11 protein-coding genes are annotated in these 12,406 nt (G+C 67.8%); 4 read left to right on the forward strand and 7 right to left on the reverse strand.

Going from position 1 to position 12,406, the window contains the following annotated elements:
• The first annotated feature begins 219 nt into the window (after positions 1-219).
• Together AC1RMY_RS02340 and AC1RMY_RS02345 are read left to right on the forward strand one after the other, a co-directional pair.
• Positions 220-1,431, forward strand: coding sequence for a M20 aminoacylase family protein (locus AC1RMY_RS02340; protein WP_492863547.1), 1,212 nt, complete (start codon positions 220-222; stop codon positions 1,429-1,431).
• A 143-nt stretch (positions 1,432-1,574) separates the two neighbouring features.
• Positions 1,575-2,153, forward strand: a complete 579-nt coding sequence (locus AC1RMY_RS02345) for a tyrosine phosphatase family protein (protein ID WP_492862326.1) — start codon at positions 1,575-1,577, stop codon at positions 2,151-2,153.
• Between the two features lie 132 nt (positions 2,154-2,285).
• Here AC1RMY_RS02345 and AC1RMY_RS02350 read toward each other — a convergent pair whose 3' ends face one another.
• Positions 2,286-4,028 (reverse strand): mucoidy inhibitor MuiA family protein, encoded by a 1,743-nt coding sequence (locus AC1RMY_RS02350; protein WP_492862327.1) that lies wholly within the window; start codon positions 4,026-4,028, stop codon positions 2,286-2,288.
• 228 nt (positions 4,029-4,256) lie between these two features.
• Here AC1RMY_RS02350 and AC1RMY_RS02355 point away from each other — a divergent pair, with 228 nt between their 5' ends.
• Positions 4,257-4,658: a YkvA family protein gene (locus AC1RMY_RS02355; protein WP_492862328.1), complete on the forward strand. Its 402-nt coding sequence runs from the start codon at positions 4,257-4,259 to the stop codon at positions 4,656-4,658.
• Positions 4,659-4,719: 61 nt separating this feature from the next.
• Here the strand turns inward: AC1RMY_RS02355 and AC1RMY_RS02360 are convergent, their stop codons facing one another.
• Positions 4,720-6,813, reverse strand: a complete 2,094-nt coding sequence (locus AC1RMY_RS02360; RefSeq protein ID WP_492862329.1) for a methyl-accepting chemotaxis protein — start codon at positions 6,811-6,813, stop codon at positions 4,720-4,722.
• A gap of 335 nt (positions 6,814-7,148) precedes the next feature.
• The gene (locus AC1RMY_RS02365; protein ID WP_492862330.1) at positions 7,149-8,030 is read right to left on the reverse strand and encodes a type 1 glutamine amidotransferase; all 882 of its coding nucleotides are present in this window, start codon (positions 8,028-8,030) and stop codon (positions 7,149-7,151) included.
• 131 nt (positions 8,031-8,161) lie between these two features.
• Between AC1RMY_RS02365 and AC1RMY_RS02370 the strand changes: the two genes are divergently transcribed.
• Positions 8,162-9,073, forward strand: a complete 912-nt coding sequence (locus tag AC1RMY_RS02370) for a DMT family transporter (RefSeq protein ID WP_492862331.1) — start codon at positions 8,162-8,164, stop codon at positions 9,071-9,073.
• Positions 9,074-9,229: 156 nt separating this feature from the next.
• Here AC1RMY_RS02370 and bla read toward each other — a convergent pair whose 3' ends face one another.
• The 4 genes from bla to serA form a co-directional block, all read right to left on the reverse strand.
• Positions 9,230-10,237 (reverse strand): class A beta-lactamase, encoded by a 1,008-nt coding sequence (gene bla, locus AC1RMY_RS02375; RefSeq protein WP_492862332.1) that lies wholly within the window; start codon positions 10,235-10,237, stop codon positions 9,230-9,232.
• 62 nt (positions 10,238-10,299) lie between these two features.
• Positions 10,300-10,494, reverse strand: coding sequence for a type II toxin-antitoxin system HicA family toxin (locus AC1RMY_RS02380; protein ID WP_492862333.1), 195 nt, complete (start codon positions 10,492-10,494; stop codon positions 10,300-10,302).
• Entirely contained in the window at positions 10,494-10,706 is a 213-nt protein-coding gene (locus tag AC1RMY_RS02385; protein ID WP_492862334.1) for a DUF1902 domain-containing protein, read from the reverse strand. Before AC1RMY_RS02385 ends, AC1RMY_RS02380 begins: the two co-directional genes overlap by 1 nt.
• A 56-nt stretch (positions 10,707-10,762) precedes the next feature.
• Positions 10,763-12,352 (reverse strand): phosphoglycerate dehydrogenase, encoded by a 1,590-nt coding sequence (gene serA / locus AC1RMY_RS02390; RefSeq protein WP_492862335.1) that lies wholly within the window; start codon positions 12,350-12,352, stop codon positions 10,763-10,765.
• Between the last annotated feature and the right edge of the window lie 54 nt (positions 12,353-12,406).

The following is a 12,406-nucleotide window of genomic DNA, read 5'->3' on the forward strand; positions in this document are numbered from 1 at the left end:
GACCGGGGTTCCGAGGCAGGTTCTTGCAAGCCCTCATGAGCCAAGCGCGCGCCGAGGTCAAGCTTGGCGCACATGGAAGGCACGCCCGCCAGCATGTAGAAAAGGCTGCGGCGGCCATGAAGGCGCCGCGCTGGCAGGCTTCATGCTTGCCTTGCGGGGGCAGGCCAGCCGCCCGAAACGAGGAATGGACGCGCCGCGCGCGAAGGGGACATGAAGACGATGACGAGCGAACTCGACTCCTGGCTCGAACGGCACCATGCCGAGTTCAGCGCGATCCGGCAGGACATCCACGCCCATCCCGAGCTGGGTCTGGAAGAGCACCGGACGGCGGCGCTGGTGGCAGCCAAGCTGCGCGAATGGGGCGTCGAGGTCACCGAATCCATCGGCGGCACCGGGGTCGTCGGGGTCATCCGCGGCAAGCGGCCGGGCCAGCGGGCGATCGGCCTGCGCGCCGACATGGACTGCCTGGCGCTGGAAGAGCAGACCGGCCTGCCCTACGCGTCCAGGCATCCCGGCAAGATGCACGCCTGCGGCCATGACGGCCACACCACCATGCTGCTGGGCGCCGCGCGCTATCTCGCCGAGCATCCCGATTTCGCGGGAACGGCGATCATGATCTTCCAGCCGGCGGAGGAGGGGCGCGGCGGCGCCAACGCCATGCTGGCGGACGGGCTGTTCGAGCGCTTCCCCTGCGACGCGATCTATGGGCTGCACAACACGCCGGGGCTGCCGGCCTCGCATTTCGGCACCACGGTCGGCCCGTTCCTGGCCTCGGCCGACAGCTGGAAGGTGACCTTCCGCGGCGTCGGCGGCCATGGCGGCTCGCAGCCGCATCTCTCGACCGACATCACCTATGCGCAGGCGCAGTTCGTGCTCGGCCTGCAGGGCATCGTCGGGCGCAACGTGCCGCCGCTCGACACGGCGGTCATCAGCGTCGGCTACATCCATGGCGGCGACGCCAACGCATCCAACGTCATCCCGTCCGAACTCGTGATCGGCGGCACGGCGCGAACCTATTCGGCCGAGATTCGCGACACGATCGAGCGGCGCATCGCCGAGCTCGCGGCCGCGACCGCCCAGGCCTGGGGCTGCAAGGCCGAGGCGTATTACCATCGCGGCACCAGCCCGCTGATCAACAAGGCCGAGCAGGTCGAGGTCGCCCTCGCCGCGGCGTCGGCCTCGGTCGGGGCTGCGAAGGTGGACGGCAAGCTCCGTCCCGGCACCGGCGGCGAGGATTTCGCCGAGATGATGCTGATCAAGCCCGGCGCCTTCATGCGGATCGGCAACGGCGTCGAGGCGGATGGTTCCTTCAAGGGCCTGCACACGCCGCTCTACGACTTCAACGACGCGATCATCCCGGATGGCGTGCGCTACTGGGTCAATGTCGTGCAGGAAGAGCTCGGGATGCAGGAGCAGGCCGTGGCAGCGTAAAGCCTGCTGGTCTTTCCGGGGCGCCGCGAAGCCCCGGAAAGACGCCGAGCCAGGATCGCAGGGCTTCCTTACATTCCCGTCGGTTGCGCGGCGCGGGGGCAGGTCGTAAGCGGCGGGCTCCCGCAAGCCATTGGGGCACCGCCATGCAATCGCTCGCCATCTCGACTCTCACGATCTGCGGCATCGAGGAATTGCCGTCACACAGCGCGCGGCGCGTCACTCATGTGCTCTCCGTGCTCGATCCCGACCGCGCCGAGATCGATACGTTCGGAACCTATGGCGAGCACCATCGCGTGACGCTGCGCTTCCACGACATCATCGATCCGAGGCCCGGGCAGATTCATCCAGAGCCGGAGCATGTCGGACAGATCCTGCAATTCGGGGCAGGCCTGCGCGAGGGCGTCAGCGAGCGGGTGGAGGGGCATCTGCTCGTGCATTGCCATATGGGCATCTCGCGCTCGACCGCGGCGATGCTGACGCTGATGGCGCAGAACGATGCCGATGCGAGCGAGGACGAGCTGTTCGAGCGCCTGCGGGCGGTGCGGCCGCAGGCCTGGCCGAACTCCGTCATGATCGGCTTCGCCGACACGCAGCTCGGCCGCGGCGGCCGGCTTACCGAGGCGCTGCGCCGCCACTACGGCGTGCAGCTCAAGGTGCAGCCGAAATACCGGGAGTGGATGGACCAGCTGGGGCGCGGCCGCGAAGTGGCGATGGCGCTCTGACGCCAGCCCGACGTCATGCTCGGGCTTGGCCCGAGCATCTCGCGACCATGGAGCGGGGGCCTTTCGCCGCCAGAGATTCTCGGGTCTGCGCTGCGCTTCGCCCGAGAATGACGCGCAGCTGCGGCCGGCACCTCAGTTCGTCGGGCGCGGCGACGGGCCCGGCAGCGGCTGCTGGGCATAGGTGACCTCGCGATCACCCGGCCATTTGATGCGATAGGCGACCTTGATCTCCTTCTCCGCGCCGGGCGCGAGATCGAAGGTCCAGGCCGAGACGCCGCGCTTGTCGCCGACCTGCTTCTCGGTTGGCGGCGTGGTCTGGGCACCGATGCTCTCGACCGTGATCGCGGTGCTCTCGGAGAAGGGGATGCGCTCGGTGACGGTCACCTTGACCGGCTGTGCGTGCAGGCTCTTCACGATCGTTCGGAATTCGCGCAGGTCGGTGCGGGTCTGGCCCAGCCAGGTCGGCTCGTTCTCGCGGCGGCGGATGGGGGCGCGGGAGACCTTGAGCTTGTCGTCGGCGCCGAAGCCGAGCTCGACCTTGTCGCCCGGCGCCACCAATCCGATGCGGCCTCGGCCGATATAGCTGCCGTCGCGATGCAGGGCGACCGCGCCGGGCAGCAAGGGCGCCACCTCCTCATGGGTAAAGCTCGCTTCGAGATAGGCGGTCTCCTCCAGCTCCGGCGTGATGCGGGCCTGCAGCGTCGGCTCGGCCTTGGCCTGGCTCAGGACCACGGTCTTGGACGAGCCGTCCTGCGGGATGCTGACGCGGCCCGGCACCTGGAAGCTCGCCTGATAGGCGCCGGCCTCGACCTCCGCGGTCTGGACCTCGGCCGCGACCGGCGCGGAGACGGAACGCCTGGATTTCTCGGCCTGGGCCTGGGCGAGCGCTTCGGCTTCCGCCTCGGCCTTCGCGCGCGCCGTTGCCATGGGCGGGGGGGCGGCCCCAGGGCGCGGGCGGCTCTCGTAGACCGCCGGCGGTTCGAAGAACATCACCTGAACCGGCGCCAGCTCGGGCGCGCGGGTGCCACCGGCCGAGCGCGTGGTCGAGAGCGTCAGCGCGACGTCGTCCCAGTCCTCGCCGGTGCGCTGGCGCAGTTCAGCGCGCCGGATGAGTTCGAGCGTGGGCTTGGTCGCGCCGCTGCCGGTGGTCAGTCGCGCTTCGTATTGCGGCGTCCAGCCGGCGCCGCCGACGCGGTACGAGACCGCGAACTCGGCCGAGACCGGGCCGGGAGCCTCGACCGCGATGGCGATGTCGCGCTTCGGGGCGCCGGGCCTGGCCGCCTGCGGCTTCGCCCGTTCCAGTGCCGCGATCTCTGCATCGACATCGGCGGCGCGGGCGCGGGTGCCGCGCAATTCGTCATGGACCTTGACCAGCGAGGTGCCGATCGCGTCGAACACGGCCGGCCAGTCGGTGACCGGAAGGGCCTTGCCGTCCGGGCCGAGCTTGTCGGGACCGACCTGGGCGAAACGCTCGATCGTGGCCCGCTTGGCCTCGATCGCGCCGATCCGGCCTGAGAGCGTCTCCTTTTCCTCGCGCAGCGTCTTGAGCTTGCCTTCGATCACCGTGTCGAGCACCGGGCGAGCCTCGCCCGGCGTCAGGCGGACATCGACGGCGCCGACCGAAAAGGCGCCACTGCCCGGCCCTTGTGACACGCCTTTGCCCTCGACGCGGACCGAGGCGGGGTCGATTGTCGCCGGCAGGCCGCGCAGCACGATCCGGGAGGCGCCCTGCAGCAACTCGGCCTTGCCGAGCCGCGTCACGACGGCGCCGTCCGGATAGACGGTGACGCGGTCGATTCGCGAGGAGAGCTCGGTCTCGGCGGCGCCGGCGAGGCCGGGGGCGAGAACCAGGGCGGCGGCAATCCGGGTCATCATGCTGTGCTATCCCCTCAGACAATCACGAGGCCGTGATAGGCGGGCTCGAATTCGGCGCCGCCAAGGCGGAATTGGGCCGGATTGCGGACAGCATCGCAGAGGTGTTTCCGCCCGGCATCCTGCATTCGGGGGAGGGGCATCCGTCGGCCTTTTTCGGTTCTGGCTGGACGCGAAGGATCGGCCGGCACAGATCTGCTATCAGCGGCTCGTGACGACGATGGAAAGCCGATGATGCTGATCGCGCGCGCCAAGCAATGGGCACGAATCATCAAGCGGGACGTCCTTGCGTTATGGCTCGCCGCTCGTGACGATCGCACGCCCTGGTACGCCAAGCTCGCTGCCGGCGCGGTGGCAGCCTATGCGCTGAGTCCGATAGACCTCATTCCGGATTTTATCCCGGTGCTGGGATATCTGGACGACCTGGTCATCGTCCCTCTCGGCATCCTTCTGGCGGTCAGGCTGATCCCGCCTCGACTCATGGAAGAGTTCAGAGCGGCCGCGCTCGGACAGAACCGGCCCGCAAGCTTGACCGGGCTTGTCGCGATCGTGTCGGTCTGGGTCGCAGCGGCCGCGCTTCTCGTCTGGTGGCTCTGGCCCGGCGGCCAAACCGGAGCATTCTCTCGGCCCTGAACGAAAAAGCCCTGCCCGAATGGGGCAGGGCTCGCGTCGACGTGATGGCTGCGTAGCCGGCTTAGAACTCCTCCCAGCCGGTGTCGTCATGTCCGTTGGCGACTTTTTTGGCGGGGGTGCGGGGCAAGGGCGCCTTGGCTTGAACGAAGGCGGCCTCCGCGATCTGGCGCAGGCGGGCGGGCTCGGTCGCCGGCGGCGCGGCGCGGACCGGAGCCGGTGCCGGGGCATGCGCCGGTGCGGGTGGACGGTAGGCCAGAACGGTGCCGCCCGCGTCATGCCCGGTGCGGAAGGTCGCGACGAGATCGTTGAGCTGGCCGATGCGCCCCGTGAGCGAGCCGGCCGAGGCCGCGCTCTGCTCGGCGAGCGCGGCATTGGCCTGCGTCATCTCGTCGAGATGGGCGACGGCCTGGCTCATCTCGTCGATGCCGCTGGCCTGCTCGCCCGAGGCCGCCGAGATCTCGGCGATGGTCGCCGCGACCTTCTGCGAGGCGCTGAGGATCTGGCTCAGCTGCTCGCCGGCCTGGCGGACGAGCTTCACCCCCTCGCCGACCTCGCTGTTCGAGGAGGAGATCAGCGCCGAGATGTCCTTGGCCGCCTCGCTCGAGCGCTGCGCCAGGGTGCGCACCTCCGAGGCGACGACGGCGAAGCCCTTGCCGGCGTCGCCGGCGCGCGCCGCCTCGACCGCGGCATTGAGCGCCAGCAGGTTGGTCTGGAAGGCGATGTCGTCGATGACGCGGATGATGTCGGAGATCTTGGTCGAGGCGGTCTCGATCCTCGCCATGGCGTCGACCGCCTGGCCGGCGATGGCGCCGCCCGACTGCGCCGCCTGCATCGCCTCGTCGGCGACGGAGGCCGCCTGGCGCGAGGCCTGGGCGGTGGCCTTCACGGAAGCCGCGAGCTGTTCGGTCGTCGCCGCCGTCTCCTCGAGCGAGGAAGCCTGCTCCTCGGTGCGCTTCGACAGGTCGTCGGCGCCCATGTTGATCTCGCGCGCCGCCAGCCCGACATCCGCCGTCGTCGTCTGGATCGTCTTCACCGTCGACGACAGGCGCTCGACCGTGTCGTTGATGGCGGTCTTCAGGTCGGCGAAGCGGCCGTGATAGGTCCCGTCGACGCGGTGTGTCAGGTCGCCCGCCGCGATCGCCTGCAAGGCATCGGAAAAGTCGCGCGTTGCGCCGTCGACCACGGCGTTGATCTGGTTGATGCCGGCGACGAGCTTCTGCATCTGCTCGTCGGCCTGCGCGATCTGCAGACGCGCCGAGAAATCCCCCGCAGCCGCTGCGGCGACGACCTCGCCGACATCGCTGACGACGGCTTCCATCGACTGCGCCCGGGCAAGGCGGGCAGCCGCGGCGGCCTGTTCCTGCTGCTGCAGCATCGCGACCTGCTCGCTGCGTTCTCGCAGCACGGAGACCGCCTGTGCCATCGTGCCGATCTCGTCCTTGCGGTCGAGATGGGGCACCGCGACTTTGAGGTCGCCCTTTGTCAGCGAGGACATCACGGCGCTGAGATCGAGGATCGGCTTGGTCAGCGAACGCTGGGCGAAGAACAGCGCGATCAGCAGCGAGCCGAGAAGCGTCACGCCGAGCAGGATCGGCAGCGCGATCTGCGCCATCTGGGTGAATTTCGCGGCGTCCTGCGCCAGGGCGTCGCCCGCGGCCTCGTTGCTCTTGGCGAAGGCGACGAGCAGGTCGTTGAGGGCCTTGCGATTGCTCCGGTTGGCGTCGTTGTTGCCTTGCGCGTTCGCGGCCGCCGTCGAGACCTCGCGGCCGAGGCGGATCGTCTCGGAACGGAAGGTGATAAAATCGGCGATGGCCTTCTCGATGGCCCGCGTCTGGCCGCGTTCCGACTCGCGGGCGATCCGGGTCAGGTCCGCCGCCAGGGCGCGCAGTTGCGGAAAGCGCGCTTCCATGCCCTTGGCGAAGGGTTCGGCATCGGCAGCGGCCTTCGACATGTAGATGCCGCGGGCGTCCATCACGACACCCAGCACATGGCCGTTGATCCGGTCGGTGGTGAGGGCGAGGTCGGCCTGCACCGAGGCGCGCTGGCTCAGGTCGTTGGAGCGCGACAGGGCCCAGAGCCCGAGAGCGGAAGAGAAGACGGCGCCGAGCGAGATGATGGCGAGGATGGCGATGATCTTGATGCGGATGGACTTCAAGGCTTGGTGCCTTTGTGCTTGCGATGCCGATGGCGCGCACCGGGTCTGATTTCAGAGATTTAGGCATCGTCCCGACGCCGGGAGATGGGTCTTTCGGACAGCCGATCTCGCGAGCATCCCGCACAGTAAGGCGGCCGCTCAGTTTAAAATTAGATTAAATCAATTTAACTGAAGGCAAGGATATACTGCCGACCCCAAGCCGCGGTATACAATCCGGACCTATCTGAGCAACACTCAAATGAGAATGCAATCTCAGATTGTGTTCTCCTATTGTATATGTCGCCCGGGCTGTGGCGCTGAAACCTCACCTGGGCGCCGGCGACTCGATCGCCGGATCAGGCCCGTCCGCGCGCGCTCGCCTGCGGCTGCACCCGATGCGCCAGGAAGTTGCGCAGCTCGGTGACGCGGCGCTGGTCGTCCAGCACCTCGGCATCGAGACCATGCGCCCAGGCGAGGTCTTGCCGGGCCGGCTGCGCATCGAGCGTGCGCAGCTCGGCGAGCCAGTCATGGGCGGCGGCCTCGTCGGCGCGGAAGCCCTCCTCGATCAGGATCGGAACCATCCGGCCGAGAATCGAGGCGACCTGGCGCAGCGGGAATTCGGGATGGTACTGCACGCCCCAGAAGGTGCCGCCATCATGGCGGATCTCGGCGGCCTGGACCTCGCTATAGGCGTTGGAGGCGAGGATCGTGGTTTCGCCGGGCGGCAGGGCGATGGTGTCGAGATGGATCGCCGGGGCGTCGAAGGCCGCGGGCCGCCCGGCCAGCATCGGGTGGGTGCGGCCGGCCTCGTTCGGGGTGATCTTGCGGGCGAAGCCGACCTCGCGGCCCCTCGGGTTGCGCGCGACGCTGCCGCCGGCCGCGACCGCGCCCATCTGGATGCCCCAGCAGGAGCCGAAGCAGGGCGTGCCGCTGGCATAGATCGCGCGCATCAGTTCGATCTGCCGGGTTACCGCCGGTTCGATCTGGTAGATGTGCAGGGACGAGCCGGTGAGGAAGATGCCGTCATAGGATTGCAGGCCGGCACCACCGGGCAGGTTCGCGCCCTCATCGGCCGGCAGGCAGATGTCGGTCACGGCGCCGGGCACGATGCCTGAGACCTCGCTGGCATAGGCCTCGGCGGGTTGGGCGCCGTAGCCCGCGGCGTGGCTCTCGCGCTGCTCGCGTGTGTTGCCGTCGACGAAGAGCAGGCGGAGCGGGCGGGCCGGGACATCGATCATGGGGAGAGAGCCGGAGGAAGGATGCTGCAGAGGGATGCGCCGGGCGCCGGGCAACCGTGCGCCTCATCCCATAGGACGGGATGGGCATGCAAGGCTATTGCAGATGCCCGTCATTTGAGCAGGCCGCGCCTTTGTCTCCCGCCAGAACCCTGCCGCAGCGCCTCTGGGGCAATCCCTATCTGCTGCTGGTCCTGACCACACTGATGTGGGCCGGCAATTCGATCGCGAGCCGGATGGCCGTCGGCAACATCCCGCCGATGGCGCTGACTTCGCTGCGCTGGGTCTTCGTCTGCGCGGTGGTGCCGTTCCTGCTGCGCAAGCAGATTGCCGAGAACTGGCCGCTGCTGCGCCAGCGCTGGCGCTTCATCGCCGCGATGGGCATGCTCGGCTTCACCGTCTTCAATGCGCTGATGTACATCGCGGGCTATTCCACGACGGCGATAAATATCGGAATTCTGCAGGGCGCCATCCCGATCTTCGTGCTGATCGGCGCCTTCATCGTCTATCGCACGCCGATCGCGCCGCTCCAGGCGCTCGGCGTCGCCATCACGCTGGTCGGTGTCGCGGTGACGGCGAGCCGCGGCGACTTCCATGTCCTGGCGAACCTGACCTTCGCCCGGGGCGACCTCTACATGATCATCGCCTCGATGCTCTATGCCGGCTACACGGTCGCGATCCGCAAGCGTCCACCGGTGCCGGCCCTCGTCTTCTTCATTTCGGTCGCGAGCTTCGCCTGCCTGTTCTCGCTGCCGCTGCTCCTGATCGAGATCGCAACCGGCCATTTCTACTGGCCGACCGCGAAGGGCTGGGCGATCCTCGCCTTCGTGGTGGTCGGCCCCTCGATGCTGGCGCAGGTCACCTTCCTGCGCGCCGTCGAAATGATCGGTCCCGGCCGGGCCGGCGTCTTCACCAATCTCGTGCCGGTGTTCGCGCCGATGATGGCGGTCGCGATCATCGGCGAGACGCTGGCGCTCTATCACGCCGTGGCGCTGCTGCTCGTGCTCAGCGGCATCTTCATCGCCGAGCGGCTGGGACGGCGCTGAATTTTGATGCTTGCCGGTCAAGTTCGGAAACGCGTCGTCATCCCGGGCCTGCCCCGGGATCCATCGTAGGGCGTCGCACTCTATGATGGATCCCGGAGCTGCGCCGCTTTCGCGGCTTGTCCGGGATGACGGGTGTGGTTCCGACGCCGAGTCCCGTCAGCGCAGCGCCGCGACCGCAGCCTTCGCCACGGCGGCGTGTGCCGCCTCGCGTTGCTTGGCATCGGCGGTCGAGCCCGACAGATAGACCGCGACAGCGAAGACCCGGCCATTCGGCAAGGTGACGAGGCCGATGTCGTTGGTGGCGTGGTTGACCCCGTCCATGGTCAGGCCGGCGCCGGTCTTATGGGCGAAGCGGGCGCCTTCGGGCAGGCCGGCGCGGATGCGGTCGGGGCCGCTCTTCGTCTCGGTGACGATCCTGTCGATCAGGGCGCTGTGGGCCGGGTCGCGCAGCCAGTTGCCCTTGGCATGCGCCTCGATGAAGAGCACGCTGGCGTCGGGCGTGGCGCTGTCGCGCTTGTCCTTCAGCGCGCTTTGCAAGGCGGCCTGGCGCTTCTTCGGATCGAGCGCGGAGAGCTTGGCCCGATAGGCCGGCTCGTCGATGACATCGGACCACGAGAAGCCCGGCAGGCCGAAGACCTCGGGCTGGAACTGCCGCTCGTAGCGATCGACCGAGATGCCCTGGATGTCGCCGTCGCGCAGCATCTTCGTCACCACCTTCGGGCCGCCGATCTCGCGCATCAGGATGTCGGCAGCGGTGTTGTCGCTCTCGCTGGCCGCGAGCGCGATCAGCTCGCGCAGCGGATAGGCGTTGCTCTCGCCCTTGAAAGCCTTGGCGAGCGGGCTGTGATAGAGCGAAAACTCGCTGCGCCTGATCGTGATCCTGTCGTCGAGCCCGAACCTGCCGGCCTCGACCGCCTGCAGCGCCGCGATCGCGAGCGGCCATTTGAAGACGCTCTGCATCGGGAAGGATTCCGCCCCGCGATGGGACCAGGTCTTGCGGTCCTTCAGGTCGAGCAGAGCGACCCCGAGCCGGCCCTTCGAGTGCTTCTCGATCGCGACGATCTCGCGGTCCAGCTTCGCCCTGTCCCAATCGGCGAGAGCGGGCGAGGCGACGAGGCAGGCGAGAGCGAGGCAGGCATAGGCTTGGGCAGCGGCGCGAGGCATGGGCATCTCCTGTGAGCGGCGCGCACGGGAGAGGGCGATTGCGGCATCAGCGCGGCGGCGGCTCAGAAGGCCTTGGGCAGGCCGGCGTCCTTGAGAACCTGGTTGGCCGTGTGACGAGACTTGGTCCCGCCATCGACGGTCACTTGAGTCTTCGTTTCAGGATGGCGCCATATCTCATGGTCGCCCTTGGCGGGCCTGTAATATTCGTATCCGGCCTTGCGCAGAATTTTCTTCAGACGCGGGCCGATCTCAACCATCAGGCAGCTTGGACAACGTCCGAAACGTGCACTTCCATGTCGATCCGAAGTTCTTCTTCGGTTTCGAGGAAGTCCGGAACGAGCAGTTTCAGGCGCTCGCGCAAGGCTTCGATCGTCTCCGCTTCCGTGACGATACCGGCATCGGTGGTCGAACTGGCCCACCAAACGCCAGCTTCATCATCGCGAAAGACCTCGAACTTGACGATCCGCATGGTCCGCTCCTTCCGGAGCGAAACCATAGCACGCAGTGCGGCGAAATTCACGAGGATCAGAACCGCAGCCGCCGGGCGCGCTTGACCATCGGGATCTCGTGGATCTTGGCCAGCAGCTCGTCGGAGATCGGCTCGTCGACGGCGACATAGCAGATCGCGTCGCCGCCGGGCTTGTCGCGGCCGAGCGAGAAGGTCGCGACATTGACGCCGGCCTCGCCCAAGAGCGAGCCGAAAGCGCCGATGAAGCCTGGCTTGTCGGCGTTGCGGACATAGAGCATGTGCGGCGCGAATTCGGCATCGACCTGGATGTCGCGAATCTCGACGATGCGCGGCTTGCCGTCCTGGAACACTGTGCCGGAGGCGTGGCGCGGCATGTCCTCGGCCTCGACGACGATGCGGATGACGCTTTCGAGATTGCCGGCGACCTCGCGCGTCATCTCCTCGACGACGATGCCCTTCTCCTTCGCCACCATGGCCGCATTGACCATGTTGATCTCGGGCAGGAAGGGCCTGAGCACACCGGTGATCGCGGCGGCCGAGATCGCCTTGAGGTTGAGATGGGCGACGGCGCCCTCATACTCGATGCGGATGCCCTTGACCGGCGCCTCGGTGAGCTGGCCGAGGAAGGAGCCGAGCTTTTCGGCGAGCGCGACGAAGGGCTTGATGCGCGGAGCTTCCTCGGCCGAGATCGAGGGGAAGTTCACGGCGTTGGTGATCGCGCCCTTGAGCAGGTAGTCGCTCATCTGCTCGGCGACCTGCAGCGCGACGTTCTCCTGCGCCTCGTTGGTGCTCGCGCCGAGATGCGGCGTGCAGACGACGTTGTCGAGGCCGAAGAGCGGGTTGGTCTCGGCCGGCTCCTGCGAGAAGACGTCGAAGGCGGCGCCCGCGACATGGCCGGACTTGATGAGGTCCGCCAGCGCCTGCTCGTCGACGAGGCCGCCGCGGGCGCAGTTGATGATGCGGACGCCCTTCTTGGTCTTGGCGAGGTTCTCGGCCGAGAGGATGTTCTTCGTCTTCTCGGTCATCGGGACGTGCAGCGTGATGAAGTCGGCGCGCTTGAGCAGGTCCTCCAGCTCGACCTTCTCGACGCCCAGCGCGACCGCGCGTTCGGCTGAGAGATAGGGGTCGTAGGCGATGACGCGCATCTTCAGGCCGATGCCGCGCTCGGCGACGATCGCGCCGATATTGCCGCAGCCGATCAGCCCGAGCGTCTTGGCGGTGATCTCGACGCCCATGAAGCGGTTCTTCTCCCACTTCCCGGCCTGGGTCGACACGTCCGCCGAGGGGATCTGACGGGCGAGCGCGAACATCATCGCGATGGCATGCTCGGCGGTGGTGATCGAATTGCCGAAGGGCGTGTTCATCACGATGATGCCGCGCGCGGTGGCGGCGGGAATCTCGACATTGTCGACGCCGATGCCGGCGCGGCCGATGACCTTCAGGTTCTTGGCGGCCTCCAGCAGCTTGGCGGTGGCCTTGGTGGCCGAGCGGATGGCGAGGCCGTCATACTCGCCGATCACGGCGGCGAGCTTGTCCTTGTCCTTGCCGAGATTGGGATCGAAGGTCACGTCGATGCCGCGATCCTTGAAGATCTGCACGGCGGCGGGGGAGAGGGCGTCCGAGATCAGGACTTTGGGGGCGGTCATGAGGATGGCTCCGGTGGCGCGGCGCTGGGCGCTCTGCGCTGAAAGGGAAGGGTC

Source organism: Allobosea sp. GW822-FHT03F07 (assembly GCF_058801345.1).

Coding starts and splice junctions, on each gene's coding strand:
- AC1RMY_RS02340 (WP_492863547.1), top strand. CDS start 220: ATGACGAGCGAACTCGACTCCTGGCTCGAACGGCACCATGCCGAGTTC.
- bla (WP_492862332.1), bottom strand. CDS start 10,237: ATGCCTCGCGCCGCTGCCCAAGCCTATGCCTGCCTCGCTCTCGCCTGC.
- AC1RMY_RS02365 (WP_492862330.1), bottom strand. CDS start 8,030: ATGATCGATGTCCCGGCCCGCCCGCTCCGCCTGCTCTTCGTCGACGGC.
- serA (WP_492862335.1), bottom strand. CDS start 12,352: ATGACCGCCCCCAAAGTCCTGATCTCGGACGCCCTCTCCCCCGCCGCC.
- AC1RMY_RS02350 (WP_492862327.1), bottom strand. CDS start 4,028: ATGATGACCCGGATTGCCGCCGCCCTGGTTCTCGCCCCCGGCCTCGCC.
- AC1RMY_RS02385 (WP_492862334.1), bottom strand. CDS start 10,706: ATGCGGATCGTCAAGTTCGAGGTCTTTCGCGATGATGAAGCTGGCGTT.
- AC1RMY_RS02345 (WP_492862326.1), top strand. CDS start 1,575: ATGCAATCGCTCGCCATCTCGACTCTCACGATCTGCGGCATCGAGGAA.
- AC1RMY_RS02380 (WP_492862333.1), bottom strand. CDS start 10,494: ATGGTTGAGATCGGCCCGCGTCTGAAGAAAATTCTGCGCAAGGCCGGA.
- AC1RMY_RS02355 (WP_492862328.1), top strand. CDS start 4,257: ATGATGCTGATCGCGCGCGCCAAGCAATGGGCACGAATCATCAAGCGG.